The 24,122-nt window shown below is 71.3% G+C and carries 22 protein-coding genes and 1 pseudogene; 13 read left to right on the top strand and 10 right to left on the bottom strand.

Annotation, left to right across the window (positions count from 1 at the left end):
• Positions 1-37: 37 nt before the first annotated feature.
• The 7 genes from BQ9890_RS03890 to BQ9890_RS03860 all read right to left on the bottom strand — a co-directional run bounded on the left by BQ9890_RS03890 (position 38) and on the right by BQ9890_RS03860 (position 7,361).
• Positions 38-1,405, bottom strand: a complete 1,368-nt coding sequence (locus BQ9890_RS03890) for a UTP--glucose-1-phosphate uridylyltransferase (RefSeq protein WP_075889495.1) — start codon at positions 1,403-1,405, stop codon at positions 38-40.
• Positions 1,406-1,455: 50 nt separating this feature from the next.
• Positions 1,456-2,250, bottom strand: a complete 795-nt coding sequence (locus BQ9890_RS03885; RefSeq protein WP_075889493.1) for an NUDIX domain-containing protein — start codon at positions 2,248-2,250, stop codon at positions 1,456-1,458.
• 62 nt (positions 2,251-2,312) lie between these two features.
• Complete coding sequence (gene glsA / locus BQ9890_RS03880) at positions 2,313-3,413, bottom strand: glutaminase A (protein ID WP_075889491.1); 1,101 nt, start codon at positions 3,411-3,413, stop codon at positions 2,313-2,315.
• Positions 3,410-3,607, bottom strand: coding sequence for a hypothetical protein (locus tag BQ9890_RS03875; RefSeq protein WP_075889489.1), 198 nt, complete (start codon positions 3,605-3,607; stop codon positions 3,410-3,412). Before BQ9890_RS03875 ends, glsA begins: the two co-directional genes overlap by 4 nt.
• A 233-nt stretch (positions 3,608-3,840) precedes the next feature.
• Positions 3,841-5,679 (bottom strand): AMP-dependent synthetase/ligase, encoded by a 1,839-nt coding sequence (locus BQ9890_RS03870; protein WP_143226231.1) that lies wholly within the window; start codon positions 5,677-5,679, stop codon positions 3,841-3,843.
• 177 nt (positions 5,680-5,856) lie between these two features.
• Complete coding sequence (locus BQ9890_RS03865) at positions 5,857-6,630, bottom strand: meso-2,3-butanediol dehydrogenase (RefSeq protein ID WP_075889485.1); 774 nt, start codon at positions 6,628-6,630, stop codon at positions 5,857-5,859.
• Entirely contained in the window at positions 6,627-7,361 is a 735-nt protein-coding gene (locus tag BQ9890_RS03860) for an SDR family oxidoreductase (RefSeq protein WP_075889483.1), read from the bottom strand. Before BQ9890_RS03860 ends, BQ9890_RS03865 begins: the two co-directional genes overlap by 4 nt.
• Before the next feature lie 71 nt (positions 7,362-7,432).
• Between BQ9890_RS03860 and BQ9890_RS16825 the strand changes: the two are divergent.
• From BQ9890_RS16825 to BQ9890_RS03845, 5 genes and pseudogenes are all read left to right on the top strand, one after another.
• Positions 7,433-7,666 (top strand): annotated as a pseudogene (locus tag BQ9890_RS16825) (hypothetical protein); the annotation flags it as partial.
• Between the two features lie 113 nt (positions 7,667-7,779).
• Positions 7,780-9,246 carry an HAD-IC family P-type ATPase gene (locus BQ9890_RS15175; protein ID WP_230297805.1) on the top strand — a complete coding sequence of 489 codons (1,467 nt, stop codon included), beginning with the start codon at positions 7,780-7,782 and terminating at the stop codon, positions 9,244-9,246.
• Positions 9,137-10,294, top strand: coding sequence for an HAD-IC family P-type ATPase (locus BQ9890_RS15170; protein WP_143226229.1), 1,158 nt, complete (start codon positions 9,137-9,139; stop codon positions 10,292-10,294). Before BQ9890_RS15175 ends, BQ9890_RS15170 begins: the two co-directional genes overlap by 110 nt.
• 144 nt (positions 10,295-10,438) lie before the next feature.
• On the top strand, positions 10,439-11,137 hold the full coding sequence (locus BQ9890_RS03850; RefSeq protein WP_075889481.1) for a DedA family protein: 699 nt from the start codon (positions 10,439-10,441) through the stop codon (positions 11,135-11,137).
• 121 nt (positions 11,138-11,258) lie between these two features.
• Positions 11,259-11,876 carry a MarC family protein gene (locus tag BQ9890_RS03845; protein ID WP_075889479.1) on the top strand — a complete coding sequence of 206 codons (618 nt, stop codon included), beginning with the start codon at positions 11,259-11,261 and terminating at the stop codon, positions 11,874-11,876.
• A gap of 52 nt (positions 11,877-11,928) precedes the next feature.
• On the opposite strand, the gene der is transcribed toward BQ9890_RS03845, so the two are convergent.
• Together der and BQ9890_RS03835 are read right to left on the bottom strand one after the other, a co-directional pair.
• Positions 11,929-13,407, bottom strand: a complete 1,479-nt coding sequence (gene der, locus BQ9890_RS03840; RefSeq protein WP_075892687.1) for a ribosome biogenesis GTPase Der — start codon at positions 13,405-13,407, stop codon at positions 11,929-11,931.
• Between the two features lie 160 nt (positions 13,408-13,567).
• Positions 13,568-15,145: a Mur ligase family protein gene (locus BQ9890_RS03835; RefSeq protein WP_075889477.1), complete on the bottom strand. Its 1,578-nt coding sequence runs from the start codon at positions 15,143-15,145 to the stop codon at positions 13,568-13,570.
• A gap of 105 nt (positions 15,146-15,250) precedes the next feature.
• On the opposite strand from BQ9890_RS03835, the gene pepN reads away from it, so the two are divergent.
• The 8 genes from pepN to BQ9890_RS03795 all read left to right on the top strand — a co-directional run bounded on the left by pepN (position 15,251) and on the right by BQ9890_RS03795 (position 22,537).
• Positions 15,251-18,115, top strand: coding sequence for an aminopeptidase N (gene pepN, locus BQ9890_RS03830; protein WP_075889475.1), 2,865 nt, complete (start codon positions 15,251-15,253; stop codon positions 18,113-18,115).
• Complete coding sequence (locus tag BQ9890_RS03825; protein WP_230297804.1) at positions 18,106-19,134, top strand: DUF881 domain-containing protein; 1,029 nt, start codon at positions 18,106-18,108, stop codon at positions 19,132-19,134. The genes pepN and BQ9890_RS03825 overlap by 10 nt, the downstream gene beginning before the upstream one ends.
• A gap of 1 nt (position 19,135) precedes the next feature.
• A complete protein-coding gene (locus BQ9890_RS03820) occupies positions 19,136-19,468 on the top strand; it encodes a small basic family protein (protein WP_075889473.1) in 333 nt (110 codons plus the stop codon).
• Between the two features lie 5 nt (positions 19,469-19,473).
• Complete coding sequence (locus BQ9890_RS03815) at positions 19,474-20,211, top strand: DUF881 domain-containing protein (protein ID WP_075892685.1); 738 nt, start codon at positions 19,474-19,476, stop codon at positions 20,209-20,211.
• A 96-nt stretch (positions 20,212-20,307) separates the two neighbouring features.
• On the top strand, positions 20,308-20,742 hold the full coding sequence (locus BQ9890_RS03810) for an FHA domain-containing protein (RefSeq protein WP_075889471.1): 435 nt from the start codon (positions 20,308-20,310) through the stop codon (positions 20,740-20,742).
• Positions 20,739-21,509, top strand: coding sequence for a transcriptional regulator FtsR (ftsR, locus tag BQ9890_RS03805; protein WP_075889469.1), 771 nt, complete (start codon positions 20,739-20,741; stop codon positions 21,507-21,509). Before BQ9890_RS03810 ends, ftsR begins: the two co-directional genes overlap by 4 nt.
• A 146-nt stretch (positions 21,510-21,655) precedes the next feature.
• The gene (locus BQ9890_RS03800) at positions 21,656-22,171 is read left to right on the top strand and encodes a MerR family transcriptional regulator (protein WP_075892681.1); all 516 of its coding nucleotides are present in this window, start codon (positions 21,656-21,658) and stop codon (positions 22,169-22,171) included.
• An 81-nt stretch (positions 22,172-22,252) separates the two neighbouring features.
• The gene (locus BQ9890_RS03795; protein ID WP_075889467.1) at positions 22,253-22,537 is read left to right on the top strand and encodes an acylphosphatase; all 285 of its coding nucleotides are present in this window, start codon (positions 22,253-22,255) and stop codon (positions 22,535-22,537) included.
• Positions 22,538-22,542: 5 nt separating this feature from the next.
• On the opposite strand, the gene BQ9890_RS03790 is transcribed toward BQ9890_RS03795, so the two are convergent.
• A complete protein-coding gene (locus tag BQ9890_RS03790) occupies positions 22,543-24,069 on the bottom strand; it encodes an Hsp70 family protein (RefSeq protein ID WP_075889465.1) in 1,527 nt (508 codons plus the stop codon).
• Positions 24,070-24,122 lie beyond the last annotated feature (53 nt).

Genomic DNA, 24,122 nt, shown 5'->3' with positions numbered 1-24,122 from the left:
CTGCGAGCGCCACTGCGCCCGCAGGCCCCCGGTCGGCTCAGAGCACGGTCCCATCCGCGATCCGCTCCGGCGTGTCCGAGACCAGCTCGACGTCGCCACGCACCACGACACCACGTCCGAAGGTGAAGTCCCCCTCCACCCTCAGCGAGTCCGCCTCCTCCAGGGAGGGAGGGCCGGCGGGGAAACGGGCCTCGAAGTCGTCGATGAGCTTGTAGAAGTCGGGGTCCAGCCGGACCACGGGGCTGATCTCGCGTCCCACCAGTCGCGCATCCTCGGTGAACTCGTAGATGTCACTGCGCAGCACCAGCAGGTCCGCGGTGGACTTCACCGGCAGGAACCGGCTGCGCGGGACCCCGATGGCCTCGGCGCCGTCGAAGATCTCCACGGCCGCCCCGATGGCACCCTCCAGCTGGACGACGGCGGGGGAGTCGCCGTCGGCGGGGTCCAGGGTCTTCCGATTGATGATCAGCGGCAGCGAGAGCGTGCCCTCGTTGCCCTCCAGCACCCGTTCGACCTGGGCCAGGTCCAGCCAGATGTTGTTCGTGTGGGCCCAGGGATGGCGGTGGATGTCGATGAAGGAATCCATCTCGTCGGGACTGACCTGGGCGGTGTCGCGCAGCACGAGGCGTCCGTCCGCGATGCGGTGGGCGAGGTGGCCACCCTTGCGGTCCATGTCCGTGCGCTCGGTGACCTCCGCTGCGTAGGGGGCACCGGTGGCCGCGAACCAGCCGGCCAGACGCGGGTCCGGGACGGCCCCGAGGTTGTCGATGTTCGCGACGAACAGGTAGCGGAACCCTTCCGCCAGGAGCTTCCCCACCAGCCCCGAGGCGTAGAGGGAGGGGTAGAAGTCCCCGTGGCCCGGCGGGCACCACTCCAGGTCGGGGTTGGCGGGCCAGGTCGCCGGCATGTGCGTGTCCGCCAGGAGCTTGGGCTCCCGGCTCTGCACGAACTCCAGGGGCAGGTCACCCACGGGGAGGTCGGGATAGGCCCCGAGGGCCTCCAGGGAGGCCTCCGAGGTGTTGTAGCTGTTCATCAGGAGCAGGGGCAGCTCCACGCCGTGCGCCTCCCGCAGTGCCAGCACCTGACGCACCACGATGTCCAGGAAGCTCAGACCGTCGCGCACGGGGATCAGGCACTTCGGCCCCGCCAGCCCCATGGACGTCCCCAGACCACCGTTGAGCCTGATGACGGCCGTCTGGGCCAGGGCTCGTGTCGCGGCCTCGTCCAGCGCCTGGTCGGCCAGCACCGGCGGATCGGTGAGCGGTTCCAGGTCGGCCTCGTGGACGTAGCCCGTCTCACCGCTGTCCAGTCGTTGGTAGCGGTCGATGAAGGCCGCAACCACCGAGGGGGCGGCGCCGTCCGCGCGGAGCTTGTCCACCGAGGCGTCGAGGGCGGAATCTGTCATGTCGTCACTCCCATGTGGTCGCGGGAACAGTGGGTCTCCGCTCACAGAGTCTAGGACACTCCTGGTGGGTGCTCCCCGCTTCCACGACCCTCCTGCGAGTTCCCGAGCGGTCCGGCGCACCCCACCCCGGGCAGCCCGGAGGCGAGGACGGTCGGCCGCCCCTGGTCCCGCAACGCCTGTGCCCTCCCCTGAGATGCTCCCTCCACGTCCACCTCCACGACCTCCGGGAACACACGGTCGACAGGGACACCGAAGAGCGCCCCCTCCATCCCTTCCCCGGCCAGTTGCCCGGCGGCACGGCGGGCCCCGGCACCTCCTGCGCGGACATCGACCACGAGGGCGGGCGCCAGGTCCAGGAGGGCGCTCAGCCCGGGCCAGGACGCGGCGAACCCCGGGTGCAGGGGCAGGTCGCGCACCCGGTCCACGGGGACCCACGCCAGCGCCAGGCTCTCGGCGTCGGAGATCGCCGGTTCGAAGGGTCTGGTCACCCGGGCGACGAGGGTCGAGTAGCTCCACACGCCGCGGTCGGCGACGCTGAGGAAGAGGGGACGCACAGCGTCCTGCGGGACTCCCGCCTCTTCGTGGGCCTCACGGAGTGCGCCCTCCCGGGCGGACTCACCGCGGTGGAGTGCCCCGCCGGGCAGCGCCCAGGTCCCTCCGTGGTGGCTCCACCCGACGCGGTGCTGCATGAGGACCCCGCGGGAGGGGTCGTGTGCGAGCAGTCCCGCGGCCCCGTAGCGACCCCAGAACCTCTCCCCGTCGGGGGCGACCACGAAGGCGTCTCCGGGGTCGAGGGGACCGTGGGGCCGACGGGGGTCGCCGGGGAGGGGGGACTCGATGCTCACGGAGGCAGCCTGCCACCCGGACCATCCGTGCGCGAGCCGGGGTCAGGACGCGGCCGCTCCCGTCAGGACGCGGGCGCCGAGCCGGTCGGGTCCCGGTCGGGCAGGGCTCCGTGCCCGCCCCCGTCGGCGGGTGCCGAACTGCCCACCGCCGACACCGCCCCCGACGCTGCTGCGGCCGACGCGAGGATGTCCAGGCCCAACTTCTCGGACAGCCACTGCGCCGCCAGGGTCCCGCGCACGCTGTTCCCGTGGGCGTCCAGGAGCGGGGAGTAGCTCCCCAGTGCGCCCTTCCCGGGGGAGACGGTGACGATCCCGCCGCCGATCCCGCTCTTCCCGGGCAGCCCGACGTCGACGAGCCACGACCCGGAGGACTCATACATCCCGGCCACCGTCATGACGGCCAGGGCAACCCGCGCGGCCTCCTCACCGACCACACGTTCCCCCGTCCACGGGTTGACGCCCCCCGCAGCCAGGCAGGCGCCCATGTGGGCCAGGTCCACCGCGGTGACCTCCAGGGCACTCTGGCGCGTGTAGAGCTCGGTGGCCTCCATGGCATCCCCCCGGATCGCCCCGGCACCGGCGAGCAGCAGGGCGAGGGCCCTGTTCTGGGTGTTCGTCCGGCGCGAGGTCTCCAGGGTCTCGGCGTCCGGGAGGAGTTCACGCCCGGCGAACCGTGACAGGCCCGCGCGCAGGTGCTCCCAGCGCGACTCCAGGTCGGCACCGGGTGTCAGGCTCGTCGTCGCGATGGCACCAGCGTTCACCATGGGGTTCGTCCGTCCTCCCGGCGAGCGTTCCACGGCGCTCGCCGAGTTGAAGGGCAGGCCGGTGGCGTCCACACCCACGAGGTCGCGCACGGGTGTGGTGCCGTGCTCCTGGCAGGCCAACGCGAAGACGAAGGGCTTGGCGACACTCATGATCGGGAAGGGGACACGCGAGTCACCCATCTCGTGCACCTGTCCGTCGGCCCGTGCCAGCGCGAGGCCGAAACAGCGCGGGTCCGCCCTCGTGAGCGTCGGGTAGACGGGGGAGAGGTGTCCCTCCTCGACACCGGCGACCTCGTCGTGGCACCGCTGGAGGACCTCCTCGACGCGGGTGTCCTCGGGGAGGTGCCCGGTGGAGGTGAAGCGGTGGTCCCCGTCCGGGGACGGGGGTGCGGGTGTCATCGTGTCCCCTCCCCGAGCACACCGAGCGTGCTGCGGAGCCCGTCCCGCGCCCGCACGCCGTCGGAGGGCCGCTCTCCCGGCGCCTCGACAGCGGGGTCGGCGGTCGGGGAGGTCCCACCGACGAGGGCGACCGCGGCGGGCAGGTGCCGCCGGTGGCCTCCGCGGGAGCGGGGTGTGCGTGTCTCTGTGCTCATGGACGACCTCGGTCCTGACGGTGGCGGGCACCCCGGAACAGGGGCGCACTGCCATGGTAGGCAGGCATCCCCCGACGCCTCCATCCCCACGTGTGGGCAGGGGCGGGGGAGGGCGGAGCTCCCCGCACGGCGTGGTCGTGGGCTGCGGCGGTGACGGTGGGGGTGTGCACGAGGGCGGCCGCACGCACGGCGCGTCGGTCCGGACCGTGATCCCGCAGCCGCCACGGTCACCCTCACCCGAGCCTGCCGGCCTCCTTGTCCCGCTCGCCCTCCTCGTAGAGCGCGTCGACCTCGTCGGCGAGGTCCTGGAGCACCTTGTGGCGGCGCACCTTCAGGGAAGGGGTGAGGTACCCGTTCTCCACCGAGAACTCGGCGTCGACGATCCGGTAGCGCCGGATCGACTCCGCCCGGGACACCCGTTGGTCGGCACGGGCGATGGCGCGGTCCAGGGAGGCACGCACCTCCGGCATCTGCGCGGCGTGGGCGGGGTCGGTGGGCTCCAGTCCCTTCTTCCGCAACCACACGGGGAGCATCTCCGGGTCCAGGGTCACCAGTGCCCCGACGTAGGGGCGCGCGTCGCCGACCACGATGACATGCCCGATGAGGGGGTGGGAGGCCAGGGCGTCCTCCAGCACCTCCGGTGAGACGTTCTTCCCGCTCGCCGTCACGAGGAGTTCCTTCTTGCGTCCGGTGATGCCCAGGTGCCCCTCCTCATCGGCCGTGCCGAGGTCACCGGTGTGGAACCACCCGCCCCGGAGTGCTTCCTCGGTCGCCCCGGGCAGGTTGTGGTAACCCCTGAACAGCGAGGGGCCCCGCAGGAGGATCTCCCCGTCGGTCTCGATCCGCAGGGACGTGCCCGGAAGCGGGCGGCCCACGTTCGAGGGGTCGTTGTCGCCGATGCGCTGTCCCGTGGCGGGCCCGGTGGTCTCCGTGAGTCCGTACCCCTGGATGATGGTGATCCCCACGCCACCGAAGAAGTCTGCCAGGTCCTGGGACAGGGGAGCCCCTCCGCTGATGACGTACCGCAACTGGTTGCCCAGGGCCGCGCGCACCTGGGAGAGCACCAGCCGGTCCGCCACTGCCAGTGCCCCGCGCGCACCCGGACCGACGCCCTCGGACCCGGGACCGGCCTCGGCGACACGTCGCGCCTGGCGCGCCGACCAGGAGAAGACCTTGCCACGCACCCCGCCCCCGGCCTTCGCAGCGGCCGCGTTGTAGACCTTCTCCAGCACGCGGGGCACCACGAGCATGCCCGTGGGGCGGAAGGAGGAGATGTCGGACAGCAGGCTGCGGGTGTCGGGGGAGAATCCCACCGACCCCCGTCCGGCGATGAGCGTGTGGACGACGAAACGCGCGAAGACGTGGGCCAAGGGCAGGAACATCAGCACGCGGGTGTCGGGGCTGTCGAGGATCTCGGGGAGGATGTGCCTCACCCCGCGTGTCATCTCCACGAAATTCGCCTGGGTGAGCTCCACTCCCTTGGGCTCCCCGGTGGTGCCCGACGTGTACACGATGGACGCCAGGTCATCCGCCCCCGCCGACGCGCGTCTCCGCTCCGACTCGCCCCGGGGGGCACGCCCGGCCGCGGCTCGCAGGTCCTCCAACCCACCCCGCTCCAGGCAGAGGAGGTGACGGAGCGTGGGCCCGTGCGCGGAGCGCACCAGCTCCGCCTGCTCAGCGGTGTCCGTGATGACCACGGACACGTCGGCGTCGGTGAGGATGTGCCGGACCTGTGACAGGGAGTCCGTCTGGTAGATGGGCACGACGACCCCCCGGACGGCCTGGACGGCCAGGTCCAGCAGCATCCACTCGTAGCTGGTCGATCCCAGGACGGCGACCCCGTCACCGACCCCGACGCCCAGGGCGATGAGCCCACTGGCCACGGTGTCGACGTCCCGGGCCACCTCCGGTGCGGTCATGGGCTCCCAGGACCCGGTTCCGCTGCGCCGCTCCACGAGCACGTCCTCGGGGAACTCCCGGGCACGTCGACGCAGCAGTGCGGGGACGGTCAGTGCCGGGTCCAGGGGTGCCAGGGCGGGTTCACTCCACGTGCCGTCCGTGCCTCGTGTCATGTGCAGGCCTCCGTGCGGATGCTCGAACGCTGGACTGCCCGCAGTCTACGCGCGGGCGACGGCGTACCAGCGGGGCCCGGAACCCCCGGGGACGGGCCCGGCGCCCCCTGGGACGGGCCCGGTGCCCCCGGGAGCGCGAGCGGGTGCGGGGCCCGGCAGGTGCGAACACGGGTACGGCTACAGGTGCGGCTGCCCCGAGGAGGCGCTCGTGCCCCCGTCCACCGTCAGCACGGATCCGGTCACGTACCCGGCGTCGGCACTGGCGAGGAACAGCACGGGACCGACCACGTCCTCCGGTGCCCCCGGGCGCCCCAGGGCGATGCGGTTCGTGAAGGCGGACAGGTCCTTCCCGCCCTCCCACACCCCCGCCGTCATGTCCGTGATCGTGAAGGCCGGCGCGACCGCGTTGAAGCGGACGCCCCTCCCTCCGTAGTCGAGGGCGAGCGAGCGCACGAGACCGTTGATCGCGTGCTTGGTGGCGTTGTACGCGGCCTGCCCCCAGTCGCCGTACTCCCCGGAGACGGAGGACACTGCCACGACGTTCCCGCGCGAGGCGACCAGGTGCGGCGACGCAGCCACCACGAGGTTGCGCAGCCCACCGACGTTGACGTCGAAGAGTGCGCGCCACCTCTCCTCCGGCAGGTCCACGAGCTCCCCCGAGGCGTAGAGGGCGGCGTTGCTCACGACCACGTCGAGTGCGCCGAAGGCGTCCACGGTGGCCGCGACCAACGACGCGACGGCCTCCGGGTCCGAGACGTCCGCGGCCACGGCGAGGGCCCGGTCAGGCCCGTACCCCTCGATGGTGGAGCGCAGCGGCTCCGCGTGCCGTCCGGCCACGACCACGTGGGCCCCGTTGTCGAGGAAGCCCCGGGCGATCGCACGACCCATGCCCGACCCGGCACCCGTGACGATGACGACCTTCCCCTCCAGTGCGTAGTGGTTCGCGCTCATGCGTGCCGCGCCCCTCCCTCGACGTGGATGGTCTCCCCGCTGACGAAACCGGCCCCGAGCAGCCACAGCACCGCGGAGGCGATGTCCTCGTTCTCCCCGACACGCCCGACGAGGGTCTGCTGTGCCGCACCCCGGAGGAAGTCGCGCTTGGTCTCCTCACCCATCGTGTCCCAGCTGCCGGAGTCGATGATCCCCGGGGAGACGGCATTGACGCGGATCGGGGCGAGCTCGCGGGCGAGGTGCGTCGCGGCGAAGGCCACGGCGCCGTTCGTGATGCCCATGACCGCGTAGCCGGGGGCGGGGTTCCAGGCGGCGACGCCGGAGAACAGCACGATGGAGCCGGTGGGTGGCAGCACGGAGGCCGCGTGCTTGGCCAGCAGCATGGGGCCGATGACCTTGGCCTCGAAGGCGGCGACCGTGAGGTCGTGGTCGAGGTCGACGACCGGCACGTTGTGGTGGGCCGAGGCCGTGACCACGATGTGGTCGAGGGGACGGACCTGCTCCAGGGCCTCCACGACGCCCGCCTCGTCGGTGACGTCCACCCGGACCCACTCCGCACCCGGCACGTCGGCCGCGGCCCCGGCGGCCCGTCCGGCGTCCCGTGCGCCGATGACCGCAGTGGCCCCCGCTGCGGCGACCGCACGGGCGAGGGCGAGGCCGATGTCGCGTGCACCTCCGACGATGAGGACACGCTGGCCGGTCAGATCCGGTCCGACCTGGTGGGATGACATGCTGACTTCCTTCCGTGGGCGGCTCACGGGCGACCGCGGGCGACCACGGCCCCCATTGGTGGGGCCAGCGTATGTTCCGCCACGGGCTCCCGCACGCGCAGACCCGGAGGACCGCACGAGGTCGCCCACAGGTGCTGGACCTGCGTCGGACATGCGCGCACCATGGAGTCATGCAGAGCATCCCGGGTGCGGCACCCACACGCCAGCGCACCGACACGGCGCTGGCCACGGCGAGCCGCCAGGAACCGGAGGTCGTCCTCGCCGGCCTCCACTCACGCGAGGGCGGCCTCACCGCGGCCGAGGTCGAGGCCTCCCACACCGCGCACGGCCCGAACGTCGTCCAGGAGTCCCGCGCCCACCCAGCCTCGCGCGCACGGCTCTGTCCTCATTCCGCAATCCCTTCGTCCTGCTGCTCATCGTGCTGGCCCTCATCATGGCGGCCACCCAGGACCACATCGGGGCCGTCACGATCACGGTCATGGTGGCGATCTCCGTCGTCCTCAACACCTCCCAGGAGTACAAGGCCACGCGCGCGGCGCACGCCCTGCAGGCCATGGTCGTCTCCACGACGACGGTGGTGAGACAGGGTGCGACCTCCGAGGTCCCCGTCTCCCAGGTGGTCCCCGGGGACGTCATCGAGCTCAAGGCCGGCGACCTGGTCCCCGCAGACCTGCGGGTCATCCGGGCGAAGGACCTCACGCTGTCCCAGTCGTCCCTGACGGGGGAGTCACGACCCCAGGACAAGACCGCACACGCCCTCGACACCGCGGACGACGACCTCCTCCACGCGCGCAACGTGTGCTTCATGGGGACCTCCGTACTCTCCGGATCGGGCCTGGGGGTGGTGGTCTCCTCCGGACGGCAGACGTACTTCGGCGCCATGGCGCACGCGGTGGAGACGGTGCAGACCCACCCCGCCTACGACCTCGCGATACGCCGGGTGACGATGCTGCTCATCCGGATCATGCTCGTCATGGCCCCGGTCGTCTTCACCCTCAACTGGTGGCACACCGGCGACTGGCTGCAGGCCCTGCTCTTCGCCGTCGCCATCGCGGTGGGGCTGACACCCTCGATGCTCCCGACGATCATCTCCGCGAACCTGGCCCGGGGGACCAGTTTCATGGCCGGACGCAAGGTCATCGTCAAGGTCCCCGACGTCATCCAGGACCTGGGCTCCATGGACGTGCTGTGCACCGACAAGACCGGGACGCTCACCGAGGACCGCATCGTCCTGCAGCGCCACCTCGACATCGATGCCCGGCCCAGCCGGCTGGCGCTGGTCGCGGGCTACCTCAACTCCATGCATTCCACGGGCGTGCGCAACACCCTCGACGACGCCGTCATCGCCGCCGTCGACCAGGGGGACCGCCCGGCGCTGCCCACCTACCGGGTCGTGGACGAGATCCCCTTCGACTTCGAACGCCGCCGCCTCTCCGTCGTGCTGGACCGGGTGCCCGCCATCGACCAGTTGGCGGGCCCCGGCGAGGTCCGGGACGTCGGCCCGGAGGAACTGCGCCTGGCCGACGGGGAGGACCTCCTGGTCACCAAGGGCGCCGTGCCCGAGGTCATCCAGGTCTGCACCCGGGTCCTGGTGGGGGGACGCATCCAGGACCTCGACCAGGACGCCCTCGCACGCGCCACGGCGACCACCGACCGCCTGAACTCCCCGGGAATGCGTGTCCTGGCCGTGGCCACGCGCATCGTGCCCGGGGACGTGGCGCGCTCCCGCTACGTCAAGGACGACTGGGACTACACCCCCCGCCGACGAGACCGGCATGACCCTCATCGGACTCCTCGCCTTCCTGGACCCGCCCAAGGAGTCCGCCGGCGCGGCCGTCGAGGCCCTGCACGCGGCGGATGTCGACGTGAAGGTGATCTCGGGTGACTCCCACCTGGTCTGCGCCCACGTGGTGGATTCCCTGGGCATGTGGAAGGACACGCCACAGGCCGCCCGCTCCATGACGGGACGTGAGGTCGACGCACTGGAGGACGCAGCACTCGCGGCGCGCGTCGAGGACGTCCTGGTCTTCGCCGAGATGAGCCCGCTGCAGAAGGCCCGCGTCGTGGGAGCCCTGCAGTCCCGCGGACACGTCGTCGGTCACATGGGCGACGGCATCAACGACGCCCCGGCCCTGCGACGCGCCGATGTCGGGATCTCCGTCACGGACGGCGTCGAGATCGCCAAGGACACGGCCGACATCATCCTGCTGGAGCAGGACCTGCGGGTCCTCCACGACGGCATCACGGAGGGTCGCCGCACCTTCGGCAACATCCAGAAGTACCTGAAGATCACCGTCGCCTCGAACTTCGGCAATGTGTTCTCGGTGCTGGTCGCCTCCGTGTTCATCCCCTTCCTGCCGATGCTCGCCGTCCAGCTGCTCGTCCAGAACATGCTCTACGACATCAGCCAGACCTCCCTGCCCTGGGACCGCATGGACTCCTCCTTCCTCGCGCGGCCACGCCGCTGGACCGACGGCCACATCACCCGCTTCATGGTCGTCATGGGTCCTCTCTCCACCGTCTTCGACATCGTCGCCTTCCTCGTCATGTGGTTCGTCTTCGGCGCCACCGGGACGACGGCCTCGGGGGCGACGGACGTCTCCTCCCAACACCTCTTCCAGACCGGGTGGTTCCTGGTCGGGATCTGCACGCAGGTCATGGTCGTGCACATGATCCGCACCGAGAGGATCCCGTTCCTGCAGTCCCGGGCCGCTCCGCCCGTGATGTGGGCGAGTGCTGCGGCGATCGTGGTCGCACTGGTGCTGCCCCTCGTCCCGGTGACTGCGACGGCCTTCAGTTTCGTGGCCCCTCCGGGTGCCTTCTACCCGTGGCTGGTGGGCATCGTCCTCGCCTACTGCCTGGTCACCCAGTGGCGAAGGGCCTCTACATCCGCCACTGGCACGAGTGGCTCTGAGCCCGCCCCGGCCCCGTAGGTCGGCCGCTCCCCGCCGGGCCCACTGTGGTGGATGACTCGCCCCCGCGGGCCGGACTCGGGTTGCGGGCCGACGCCGTCTCCTGCAGGCTCGATGCCGACGGCACACCGCCCCGCCCTCGTCGACCCCCGGAGGACCCCGCCCATGCCGAGTCCCGCCCTCGCGGCCGCACTGCCCCTGGCCACCGCCACTGACGCCACCTCCGGCTACGACGGCTTCATCGGCTGGGTGCTCTCCCTGATGGACACCCTCGGTGAGGTCGGCGTGGGGGCAGCGCTCCTGGCCGAGACGTTCATCCCTCCCATCCCCTCGGAGGCGGTGCTCCCCGCTGCCGGGTTCCTCGCCTGGGAGGGGCGGATGAGCCCCGTGGGGGCCTGGCTCGCCGCCACCCTCGCGGCCCTGGTGGGCGCCTGGATCTGGTACGCGGTGGGGGCTGCACTGGGACCGGTGAGGACCCGTCGCCTCGTGGGTCGCCTCCCGTTGCTGGAGCACGAGGACTTCGACCGGGCCGAGCGCTTCTTCGCGCGCTGGGGTGGGACCGCTGTGCTGGTGGGACGTTGTGTCCCGCTGGTGAGGTCCTTCATCTCGATCCCCGCGGGCATCGAGCGCATGCCGTTGCCGGTCTTCAGCCTCTGGACGGTGCTGGGCTCCGGGGTCTGGAACGCCCTCTGGATCGGACTGGGGTACGCCTTCGGCCCCGCCATCCGACCCGTGCTGGAGGAGTGGAGTGCGGTCCTCTCCACCCTGGTCCTGGCGGCGGCCGGTCTGGCGGTCGGCGTGTTCCTCGTCCGCCGCGTCGTGGCGCGCACGAGGGCGACGCGTCGCAACCCTGCCCTGGACTGACGGCCCGCCTGGGGCATGATGGAGGGGAGCAGTCCCCGACACCTCGGGAGGAACCCATGGCCCCACGCACGACCACCGGCACCAGTCGCGGAGCCCGTCCCAGCGGTCCCGGGGAGCGGGCATGAGCGGACTGCTCGCCGTGCTCACCGCGACCTTCGCCGCCCTGCTGCCCATCACGAATCCCCTGGGTGCCGTGGCCACCTTCGCCGCGCTCACCGCCGGTCAGGAACCCGGGCGCGTGCGTCGCCAGGCCTGGCGCACCGCCGTCGACGTCGCGGCGGTCCTCGTGGTCTTCGCCCTGCTGGGGATGCTCCTGCTCAACGCGCTGGGGGTCTCCCTGGCGTCACTGCAGATCGCCGGCGCGATCGTCGTGGGGCACGCCGGCTTCCGGATGCTCGTCCCGAGCGAACAGATGAACTCCCCCGAACAGCAGCACGCCCGCTCCAAGCCCGACATCTCCTTCTCGCCGATGGCACTGCCACTCATCGCCGGCCCCGGCGCGATCGGTGTGGTCATCGCCCTGGCCGCACGCCACCCGGGAGCCGAGGCACGCGCCGGGATCGTCCTGGGCATCCTGGTGATCAGTGTCCTCATCGGTGTCACGCTGCGGTGGGGCACCCCGCTGGTGGACCGCATGGGACCCACGGGCACCGGTGCCATGACCCGTGTGATGGGCTTCCTGATCCTCGTCATCGGGGTGGAGCTGGGCGTCCACGGGATCCAGGCCCTCAAGCTCTGAGGCGGGTCCGCGACGGGACCCGGGTGGTGTCGGCGCGCGGGCCGCTGTCGCCTCAGCGGCGGCGGCGCTCCCGCACACGCACCGAGAGCTGGATGGGGGAGCCCACGAACCCGAAGTCCTCGCGCAGGCGTCGCTCGATGAAGCGGCGGTAGGCGGGGTCCAGGAACCCCGTCGTGAAGAGCACGAAGCGCGGTGGCCTGGTGGACACCTGGGTGGCGAAGAGGATCCGCGGTTGCTTCCCGCCGCGCAGGGGGTGCGGGTGGGCGGCGACGAGCTGGCCGAGGAACGCGTTGAGCTTCCCCGTGGGGATGCGGGTGCCCCACCCCTCCAGGGCGGTCTCCAGGGCGCGCGTGATGCGGTTCGTGTGCCAGGCGGTGAGTGCGGAGAGGTTGATGCGCGGCGCCCACTGGACCTGCACCAGGTCCCGCTCCTGCTCGGCGCGCAGCTCCGACTGGCGTTCCTCGTCGACGAGGTCCCACTTGTTGTTGACGATGACCAGTGCGCGGCCCGCGTCCACCACCTGCTGGACGACACGGACGTCCTGCTCGGTCATCGCCTCCGAGGCGTCGAGGAGCACGAGGGCCACCTCGGCCTTCTCGATGGCGGCCTGGGTGCGGATCGAGGCGTAGTAGTCGGCGCCCGTGGTGCGGTGCATCTTGCGCCGGACCCCGGCGGTGTCGACGAACCACCACTCCTTCCCGTCGAGCTCCACGAGCTCGTCGACCGGGTCGCGGGTCGTGCCCGCCAACTCGTTGACGACCACGCGCTCGGAGCCCGCCAGGGCGTTGAGCAGGGAGGACTTCCCGACATTGGGTCGGCCCACCAGTGCGACCCGTCGGGGTCCGCCGGCCGGGCGGGGGCGGGCCACCCGGGAGTGCTCCGGGAGCACCTCGAGGACCGCGTCGAGCAGGTCCCCGGTCCCGCGGCCGTGGAGGGCGGAGACCGGGTGGGGCTCACCGAGTCCGAGTGCCCACAGGTAGGTGGCGTCGGCCTCCTGGACGCGGGAGTCGACCTTGTTCGCGGCGAGCACCACCGGGCGACCGGAGCGCCGCAGCATCTCCACGATCCGCTCATCGGTGGCGGTCACCCCGACATTGGCATCGACGACCAGCAGGACGGCGTCGGCCATCTCCACCGCCACCTCGGCCTGGTCCGCGACGGAGCGGTCGAGGCCGCGCACGTCGACCTCCCACCCACCGGTGTCGACCAGGGTGAAGTCGCGCCCGGCCCACTCCGCAGGGTAGGAGACCCGGTCGCGGGTGACACCGGGGGTGTCCTGCACGACGGCCTCGCGCCGACCGAGGATCCTGTTGACCAACGTCGACTTCCCGACATTGGGGCGACCGACCACTGCGAGGACGGGCAGGCCGGCGGGTGCGGTCGGACCGACGGCCTCCACCTCACCGCCCTCGAGGAGGGCGAGGTCCTCCTCGTCGAGCTCGTAGGCATCCAACCCGGCCCGCATGGTGCGTGCGCGGGCCTCCGCCTCGGGGCCCTCCAGCGTCTCGCTCCGCGGGTCCGCCCCGGGGATGGTCCCGGTATCCGCCCCGGTGGGCGTGCCGTCTCCGTGCAGGAGGTTCGTCGTCTCGTCGTCAGTCACGGCCCAATCCTACGGGCGCGGTCGCCACCGGTGCCCGACCGTTGACCCCGGGGTGCCCAGTGTCACGCGGAAGGAGGGTCGTGACCTGCCGTCAGACGGCGTGCACGCGGGGGTCCTGCGCGAGCACCTCACGGGCGACGGGCACGTCGTTGTAGGCGTGTTCGATGCCCTGGATGATCTGGTAGGGCTCGGCCCCCTTGCCCGTCACCATGACGACGTCCTCCGGTCCCGCGTCGAGGATCGCCCTGCGCACCGCGTCGCGTCGGCAGGTGGTCACCTCGGTGACGTGCTCCATTCCCGGCCGGACCCGCCGGATGCCCGTCAGGAGCTGGTCCCGGATCGCCTGGGGGTCCTCGTCCCGAGGACTCTCATCCGTCACCCAGAGGGTGTCGGCGCAGCGTGCGGCGACGGAGCCCACGTCCTCCCGTTTCGAGGCGTCGCGATCCCCCTCGGAACCGAAGACCACGCACACGCGCCCGCCGACCAGCCCCCTGGCCGTCCCCAGGGACCATTCGAGGGCCTCGGGGGTGTAGGCGTAGTCGACGACCACCAGGGGTTGGCCCGGGTGGACGGGATTGACCTCCACCATGCGCCCCGGGACCGGCTCGCAGGCCTCCACCGCAGGGATGACGTCATCGACGTCCAGGCCCAGACGGACGGCGCTCACCACGGCGAGGGCGCAGTTCTGGACGTTCACCTCGCCGAGGAGTGGGCAGCGCACCTCGTGGCCGACCCCGTCCGGGTCCACCAGGGTGAAGGTGGTGCGGGCGGAGTCACCTTCCCGGTGGACGTCGCGGACGCTCCAGTCCGCAGGCGTGTCGGTCAGGGCGGAGACGGTCACCACGGGGACCTCGGCCTCCGTGGCCAGTCGACGTCCCCACTCGTCGTCGACGCAGACCACACCCTGGCGGCAGTGCGCCGGGGTGAAGAGGATCCTCTTCGCCTCGAAGTAGTGCTCCATGTCGCCGTAGTAGTCGAGGTGGTCGTGCTGCAGGTTGGTGAATGCCGCGACGTCGAAGACGATGCCGTCGACCCGGTTGAGGCTCAGTGCATGGGCGGAGGTCTCCACCACGGCGGCCCCCAGCCCTTCCTGCTGCGCCAGGGCGAGGACCCTCTCGATCACGGGGGCCTCTGCGGTGGTGCGCTCGGCGGCCACGTGCACGTCGCCGACCACCAGTTCGACGGAGTTGCACATGGCCGGGCGGGGATGCGCGGCCCACAGGGCCGCGCGCATGAGGTACGTGGTCGTGGTCTTGCCGTTCGTCCCCGTCACGGCCATGGTCGTCAGGTGCTCGGCGGGATGACCGTAGACCGTGGCCGCCACCAGTGGTGCGGCCGCGCGCGGATCCGCGACCACGGCCAGCGGCAGGTCCACCTGCAGCTCCCGGGACAGACGCGCCCCCTCGGGATCCGTGAGAACCGCGACGGCCCCGGCCCCGGCTGCTGCGGGGGCGAAGCGGATCCCGTGCTGGGTGAGGCCGGGGACGGCCACGAAGATCCATCCCTGTGCCAGGTCGCGGTTCGAGACGGTCACACCGCTGACGGGTGTCGACTGCGCGGCCGCCGCTGCGGTCCCCGCGGTAACCCACTCGAGCACTTCCACATCCTCCAGTGCGCGCGAGAACGGCATGGGCGTGACGTGGGGACGGATGTCGGCAACCGAGGTCATGGCGGACACTGTAGCCGCGCGCCGCGCGGGAGCGTGGAACCTCACCCGTGTGCGTCACGGGGTGGTCCGGGAGGCGCCCGGCGCACGACCTCATAGAATCGGGACATGTACTCCCTCACCCGCACGGATGCCGCCGCGCGCTCGGCACTGGTCGACCTGCAATCCGTCGACGTGCGCCTCGACCTGTCCGCGGCCGGTGACACGGGTTCCCCCACCTTCCCCGTGACCAGCGTCCTCACGCTCACGGTGTCGGGGGCCGAGACCTTCCTCGACGTCATCGGGAGGGTTGAGGAGCTGCTCGTCGACGGGGTGCCCCGGCGCGTCGAGCACGACGGAGCGCGCCTGTGGCTGCGGGACCTCCCCGTCGGGCGTCCCGTGGAGCTCGAGGTCCGGGCACGGTGTGAGTACTCACGCACGGGCGAGGGCCTCCACCGCTACGTCGACCCGGAGGACTCGCGTACCTACCTCTACACCCAGTTCGAGCCCGCCGACGCCCGGCGCGCGTGGCCCTGCTTCGACCAACCCGACCTCAAGGCGCGCTGGACGTTCCACGTCACCGCCCCCGAGGGGTGGGTCGTCGCCTCCAACGGGGAGGAGCTCACCGGGTCCCGGTCCCCCCTCCCGACCAGCGGTGCCGGCACCACCCGCACGGCGGACGCCGCGAAGCTGCATCCGGTGGACGCCGCGCTCACGCATCCGGCGGTTCCCGCGCAGTCGCCCTCGTCCACCCCCGACCCGGCGGTTCCCGCGCAGTCGCCCTCGTCCACCCCCGACCCGGCGGTTCCCGCGCAGTCGCCCTCGTCCACCCCCGACCGAGCGGGGGAAGGTCCGGGGGAGGGGCACCCGGCGACAGACAGCCCCTCAGACGGCGGGCCGGCGGTGCGCACCCACCACTTCGCACCCACCCCGCCCCTGTCCAGCTACATCACCGCAGTGGTGGCGGGGGAGTGGGCCGTCGTCGACGGCGGGACCTGGCGGGGCGGCGCGACCGGCCCGGGGTCCGACGGGCGCACGGTCGAGGTGCCCCTGCGCCTCATGTGCCGACGTGCCCTGGCCCCCCACATGGACTCCGAGGACGTCCTCGCCGTCACCCGGGCCGGCCTGGACTTCTACCACCACCGCTACGGCACCACCTACCCCTGGGGGACGTACGACCAGGTGTTCGTCCCGGAGTACAACCTCGGGGCCATGGAGAACCCCGGCTGCGTGACCTTCAACGAGCACTACCTCTCGCGTGACGTCCCGACCTTCGCCCAGCGCCAGGGGCGGGCCAACACGATCCTCCACGAGATGTGCCACATGTGGTTCGGGGACCTGGTCACCCCCGCCTGGTGGGGGGACCTGTGGCTCAAGGAGTCCTTGGCCGACCACCAGGGCACCCTCGCGGCGGCGACCGCCACCCCCTACACGGGGGAGTGGGCGGCCTTCGCGGTGGGCCGCAAGGCATGGGCCTACGAGCAGGACCAGTACCCCACGACCCATCCCATCGCCGCGGACGTGCCCGACCTGGACGCTGCGAGGAACAACTTCGACGGGATCACGTACGCCAAGGGGGCGGCCGTCCTCAAGCAATTGGTCGCCTGGGTGGGGGAGGAGGCCTTCTTCGCGGGGGCGCGCAGCTACTTCCGCGACCATGCCTTCTCCTCGGCGACCCTGGCCGACCTCCTGGCGGCGCTGGAGGGCTCCTCCGGGCTGGACCTCTCCGCCTGGGACCGCTCCTGGCTCCACACCACCGGACCCTCCGTGCTCGAGGCCCGGCTGCGGGCAGGTGAAGGGGGCGTGGTGGAGTCCCTCGACCTCGTCCAGACCCCGGCCGTCGGTGCCCAGGACGTGCTCCGCCCGCACAGCCTCGTGGTCTCCACCTGGGCGCTGCGCGACCGGACCCTGGAGCGCACCCACCGTTTCCCCGTGCGGACCGAGGCCCGCTCGACCCCCGTCGACACGGAGGGTGTGCTCGCGCGGGCGGGTGCGCTCGACGACCTCGACCTGGTGGTGGTCAATGACGAGGACCTCACCTATGCGGTCGCCCGTCTGGACGAACGCTCCACGGCGACGGCACTGGCCTCGATCGGGACCTGTCCGGACCCGTTGACACGTGCGGTGGTGTGGGCCAGCCTCTGGAACGGGGTGCGGGACGGACTGGTCCGGCCTGCTGACCTGGTCCGCTCCGTCCTGGCCCAGGCAGCGTCGGAGACCGCGGATGCCGTGGCCGAGCGACTCCTGGCGATGGCCGGTGCCGCGCTGGACACCTACACCCGGGGATCGCGGCGTGGCGGACTCCGCGGGGCGTCCGGGGCGACCGCCCGGGAGCAGATCGGGAGCACACTGCTCCCGGCCGACCGGGCTCGTGCCTGGGCCCGCTTCCTGGTGCTGACCGCCACCGGTGCCCCCGACCCGGCGCCTGCGGACGTCGAGGTCCTGGAGCGGATCGCCGGTGCCGCCCTCCCGGGAGTGGAGGTCGGTCCCGAACTCGCCTGGTCGGCACGCACAGCCCTCGCCTCCGTGGGCCGGGCGGACCGCGACCGTCTGGACTCCTGGCTGCAGGGGGCCGCGACGGGTGAGGCACGGACCTGGCACGCCCGCTCGGTCGCTGCCCTCCCCGACGCTGCATCGAGGGCCGCCGCCTGGGAGCGGGTCCTCTCGGGCGCGCTGTCCAACGAAGCACTCTCCGCGACCCTGTGGGGACTGACCCACTCCTCCTGGGAGGGAACGGAGCTCGACGGAGCCTTCTTCGAGGAGGTGCTGGGCTTCTGGACCACCCACTCGATCGGCATGGGGATCCGTTTCGTGCGTGGAGCGTTCCCCGGGCACGCCGACATCGACGTACCCGAACGGTCGACCAGGCTGTGGGAACGGGCCGAGTCCTGGCTGCAGGAGAACGCGTCGGCGCCGGGAGCACTGCGACGCCTCATGCTCGAGCACCTCGACGACCTCGGTCGCGCCCTGCGCGTGCAGGAGGCGTGGACGTGACGCGCCCCGGGGAGCGGGCGGGGAGCGGTCACCCGGGCGCCGACGGCACCGCGCCGCCCGAGGATCCCCGGGCACCGGACACCGCTGCGTCCCGGGGCGACGCGGGCGAGGAGCACGCAGGCGCACGGGAGGGGGGCACGAGGGCGGGCGAGGGGTACGTACCCACCCGGGACGGGGGCACGAGGGCGGGCGACGGACGCCTGCCCACCCCCGGTGACCCGGCGGCGTCCATGTCCCTGCTCAACCATCTCCTCCGCAACCCCCTCGACGCCGGATACCACGCCTACGAGTCCACGGACCCACACGGACAGGGCTCGGGCCCCTGGGCGAAGGTCCTGCTCCTGGTCCTGGCCGTCGTGCTCGGCATCGGCTCGACGGTGGCGGTGCGCACCCTGCGCACCCCCGCCCCGGAGAACACCAGCGCGATCCTCCTCAAGCAGGCCCAGGCCCAGCAGGCCACCGTCACCAGACTGGAGGGAGAGGTCGCCGAGACCTCCCGGAAGGTCAAGGAGCTCTCGGGCACGCCCGGTCAGTCAGGTGGCACCGACGACCCCGGCACCGACCTGCTCACATCGGTGACGGCCGTGACGGGTCCGGGGCTGACCGTGACGTTGCAGGACGCACGTGGCACCGCCCTGGACGGTCGCAGCAACACCGGGATGGTCCGGGACCAGGACATCCGACTGGTCCTGAACTCCCTGTGGGGATCCGGCGCGGAGGCCATCTCCGTCAACGGTCACCGCATCGGACCCGGGACCTTCGTGCGGACCGCGGGTTCCACGATCCTGGTCAATGTCACCGCCGTCCAGTCCCCCTACAGGATCGAGGCCATCGGGGATGCTGATGCGCTCTCCGTGGGCCTCGTGAGAGGCTCGACGGGGGACTACCTCTCGGCACTCCAGTCGGTCTCCGGCATCCGGATGTCCACCTCGTCCGCGAAGTCCCTGCACCTCGAGGCCCTCGACCCGGCCAAGACCACCTACTCCTTCCCCGTCGACCAGAACAGCTCAGGAGGCTGACGTGATCGCAGTCCTCGGACTCATCGCAGGAGTCGTCATCGGTTTCCTCGTGGACCCCACCGTCCCGGTGTGGCTCCAGCCCTTCCTCCCCGTCGCCGTGGTCGCCGGCCTCGACGCCCTCTTCGGGGCGGCCCGCGCCTGGCTGGAGGGCGTCTTCTCGGACCGAGTCTTCATCATGTCCTTCTTCTGGAACGTGGTGGTGGCCTGCCTGTTGGTGTTCCTCGGGGCCCAGCTGGGCGTCGGTTCGGCCATGACCACCGCCGTCGTGGTGGTCCTCGGGATCCGGATCTTCTCCAACACCGCCTCGATCCGCCGACTGATCTTCAAGGCGTGACCGGCATGGACGACGAGACCCCGACACGGGAACGGCCCTCCCTGCCGAGACGCGCCTGGCAGGCGATCTTCGCGGTGCCGCGCCCCCTCCATGCCCTGCTCCTGGTCATCTGCCTGATGCTGGGCGTCGCCCTGGTGACCCAGGTGCGTGCCCAGCAGGAGGATCCGCTCGAGACCATGGGGGAGCAGGACCTGGTGCTGCTCCTGGACGAGCTGACGACACGGGCCGACGACCTCCGCTCGGAGCGCAGCGACCTCAACGCCCAGCTCAACGAGCTCCAGGACTCCGCATCCCAACGCGAGGCGGCCGAGAAGGCTGCGGCGGACGCCCTCGTCCAGTCACGGATCAACGCCGGGACCGTCGCCGTCCACGGCGAGGGAGTGGTGGTGACGGTGCGCGATCCCCTGGGCAAGCTGTCGGCGACGCAGTTCATCATGACCCTGGGCGAGCTGCGCAATGCCGGCGCGGAGGCGGTCTCCCTCAACGGGGTGAGACTGACCGCACAGACCTGGTTCTCCTCCGACACCGGGTCCGTGGTGGTGGACGGGACGACGATCACCTCCCCGTACACCTGGCAGGTGATCGGGGACTCCACGACCATCGCCCCGGCGCTCGAGATCGCGGGAGGCTCCGCCTCCCAGATGCGTCTGCTCGGCGCGCAGGTCGCCGTCGAGCCGAGCGAGGACGTGGTCATCGACGCGGTGGTGACGCCCTCGTCGCCGCGCTTCGCGACCGTCGAGTGACACGGGAGGCAGTTTCGTGGCACCCCCGTCGCCCCGAGTCACTACACTGGTCACGTCTTGACACTTCCGAACACACGACACCCTGGGGAGGGACGAATGGAACCTCAGAAGGACATCGATCCCACGGCGACATCGATCCTGGGGGTGCCTGTCCCCGACGAGGTCGACGCATCGGTCCCCATGCCCCTGTCCGCGCGCGACCGTGACGCGGTGGATGCGCTGCCGGTCGGCTCGGCACTGCTCATCGTCCAGCGCGGCCCCAACTCTGGTGCCCGCTTCCTGCTCGACCCCGAGGTGACCAATGCGGGTCGCTCCCCGAAGTCGGACATCTTCCTCGACGACGTCACCGTGTCACGTCGCCACTGCCAGTTCATCGCCCACCAGGGCGGTTTCCTGGTCCGCGACTCCGGATCCCTCAACGGCACCTACGTCAACCGTGAGCGCGTGGACCAGGCGGAGCTCCACGCTGGCGACGAGGTGCAGATCGGCAAGTACCGCCTGACGTACCAGCCCTCCCCGCGCACGGCATGAGTTCCGCGGTACGCGCTCGTCACGAGCAGTCCGCACCGGAGCCCTGGCCACGGGGCGTGCCGCGCGACCCGGTGATGTCGATCGGGCAGGTCGTGGAGGCACTGGTGGGGGAGTTCCCCGCCATCACCGTCTCCAAGATCCGCTTCCTGGAGGAACAGGGGCTGGTCTCACCCACACGCAGCGGGTCCGGGTACCGCAAGTACTCCAGGGCGGACATCGAACGGATCCGTTTCGTCCTCATCCAGCAGCGCGACTCCTACGCGCCCCTGAAGATCATCGGTGACCAGCTGCGCGCGCTGGATGCCGGCCACGACGTCGACGTCGCACCGACTGCGCGGGTGGTGACATCGGAGGGGCACGTGGTGGTCCCCCCGAACCGGCCCTCCCTGCCGGCCAGGGACCTGGCGGACCTCACGGGGACCGATCTGGGCACGCTGGAGCGCTACGCCCGTTTCGGTCTGATCACGCCCGACCTCGCGGGGTACTTCCCCTCGAGGTGCGTGCAGGTGGTCCAGCTGCTCCTGACACTGGAGCAGGAGGGCCTCGATGCACGCAACCTGCGCCCGGTGCGTTCGGGTGCGGAGCGCAACGCCGACCTCATCGACCAGACCGTCTCCTCCCAACGCTCCCGTCAGCGGGCGGGGGACCTGGAGCGCGCCACCTCCCGCGCCACCGAGCTGGGTGAGTTGGTCGCCGACCTGCACCGGGAGATGCTGCGCGTGTCGTTGGCGCAGCTCAACGGGACCTCGCGACAACCCTCACGTTGAAGTTCAGATTGAGACTCGCCGTGCGTGTCGTTGACCCGCGACCCGCCACTGCCTAGCGTGGGTGCAGTCAAGGAAGTCCCGGCCTCGTCGAAGGAGCACCTGTGAGCGCCCGACCTGTGGATGCCGCCCTCGAACCGCGGCAGGGCATGCTCTTCGGCGACCCCCTCGAGGGGATCGACGAGGACGAGAGCGGTTACCGCGGGCCGGTGGCCTGCAGTGCTGCCGGGATCACCTACCGTCAGCTCGACTACTGGGCGCGCACCGGACTCCTCCAGCCCTCCGTGCGTGCCGCTCGTGGCTCCGGTTCCCAACGCCTGTACTCCTTCCGGGACATCCTGGTCCTCAAGGTCGTCAAGAAGCTGCTCGACGCAGGCGTCTCCCTGCAGCAGGTCCGCACCGCGGTTGCCCAGCTCCAGGACCGTGGTATCGACGACCTGGCCTCGATCACGCTGATGAGCGACGGCGCCTCGGTCTACGAGTGCACCTCCACCGACGAGGTCATCGACCTGCTCCAGGGCGGGCAGGGAGTGTTCGGCATCGCCGTGGGACGCGTCTGGCGTGAGGTCGAGGGTTCCCTGGCGGAGCTGCCCGTCGAACACACCGACGGGGAGCCCGTGGACGAGCTGGCGGAACGCCGCCGCCGCAGGCGCAGCGCCTCCTGAAGCACATCCTGGCCGCGCGAGCCGGGTCACGTGCGTTTACGCTGGTGGACACGGACATGAGACCGCGATGGAGGGGGAACGATGGCCGGACCACATGACAAGAGGGCCGTGGACGTGCGCGTGCACGGCGACGTCCAGGGCGTCGGTTACCGCTTCGGCGCCCTGCGGAAGGCGGACGAACTCGACCTGGCCGGGTGGGTGCGCAATGAGTCGGACGGGGACGTCACGGCCCACCTGGAGGGCCTCGGTCACCGGGTGGAGTCCATGCTGGACTGGATGCGCACCGGCACCAAGTGGTCCCACGTCTCCCGCGTCGACGTCGAGGACGTGGACGTCCAGGGTCTGGAGGGGTTCGAACTCGGCTGAGGTCCTCAGTCCTGGAGCTCTCCCAGGGAACGGGTGAGCGAGTACCCCGTCCCGAGGTCGGTGATGGAGACCTCCACGATGCCGTGGGGGTCAACCGTGTAGCGTTCGCGGACCATGGGACCGTCCTCGGTACGGCGCACCTCCACGTCCGCCAGGGGGACCGAGCTGCCGAGACCCTGCAGCAACGGGTCGAAGGGGAAGGCGATCTCCCCGTACGGCAGGACGTCGCCGCGCGGGACGCCCTCGTCGTCGGTGGTCGTGTACTCCACGAAGCGGAACCACCCGATGTTGTGGGCGGCGCGGTACGTACGTGAGACGCTCACGGCCTGCGAGGTGGACACACGCAGTTCGGGGGAGAGGAGGGTGTCGAAGGAGACGACCGCGCCGGACTCCCGCTCACGGAACACCCCGACCCCACGCGAGAGCTGGTCGCGCAGGGTGTAGCCCGCGTCCGGGTCCGCCGCGATCGCCAGACCGATGGCCGTGGAGGCCGCGGAGTGGGGGGAGCGGTGGACGCGACGCCCGAAGCGCAGGCGCAGCTGACGGGTGATCGCCGGCAGCTCGGACCCACCCCCCACCACGTAGAGTCCCGCGACGTCCGCAGCGAGCCCGTGCGTGCCGTCGTCCAGGCGCTGGGTCAGGGGCTCCATGGTGGTCACGGTCGAGGCGATCAGGGGCTCCACGGCCTCGTAGTAGTGGGCCACGTCCACCGTCACCGGTTCGCCCGCCACCTCCAGGGTGAGCCAGTGACTGCGCGGGTTCAGTGACTCCTTGGCCGAGCGTGCGGAGTCGACCAGGCTCTGCCGGGCGACCTCGCCGAGATCGGCGGGGGAGGTGCGGGCCTGTGCGGCGGCCAGACGCGCGAGGACCTCGTCGAAGTCGTCACCACCCAGGAGGTTGTTGCCACGGGAACCGAGGACCTCGTGGCTGGTCCCGTCCACCGACACCAGGGAGACGTCGAAGGTGCCCCCTCCCAGGTCGTAGACCAGGACACGGCGACGACGTGTGTTGATCGTGGCACCGTGACGGTGCGTGTACTCGAATCCCGCAGCGGAGGGCTCGTTCACCATGGCCAGGACCTCGAAGCCGGCGTCACGGAAGGCCTCAAGGGTGAGGAAACGCTGTGCGGAGTAGGCGTGCGCCGGGATACCGATGACTGCCTCGAGGGGTTCCTGGGCGGGGACCTCTGAGACGGAGGAACCGGTGCGGACGGACTGGGCGACATGTGCCAGGAATCCGGTGATCATCCTCAGGACCCCGATGTCACGGTTGCCCAGACGAACGGTGGTGGCCGGGGTGACCTCGGGATCTGCCAGGAGCCGCTTGAAGGAACGCAGGTGGGGGGCGCCCTCCAGGGCCAGGTGAAGGGCCCGGAAACCGTACACGAGGCGGTCACCGTCCAGGGCGGCGACGGAGGGGATGTACTCCTGCACATCGCCGTTGTCATCGTCGAAGGCGACGACCGGGTAGTTGCCGCGGTCCACCTGTGCGACGGTGGTCCGCGTGGTCCCGAAATCCACTCCGAGTCTCATGTCTTCGAGGGTAGCCGGTGGGCGGGTGGGAGCGGCCGAGCAACGCGGGCGGG

The organism is Actinomyces provencensis, from assembly GCF_900155435.1.
Classification (GTDB): domain Bacteria; phylum Actinomycetota; class Actinomycetes; order Actinomycetales; family Actinomycetaceae; genus Pauljensenia; species Pauljensenia provencensis.
Note: the sequence above shows the minus strand (reverse complement) of the source record. Positions and strands in the feature narration are given on the sequence as shown.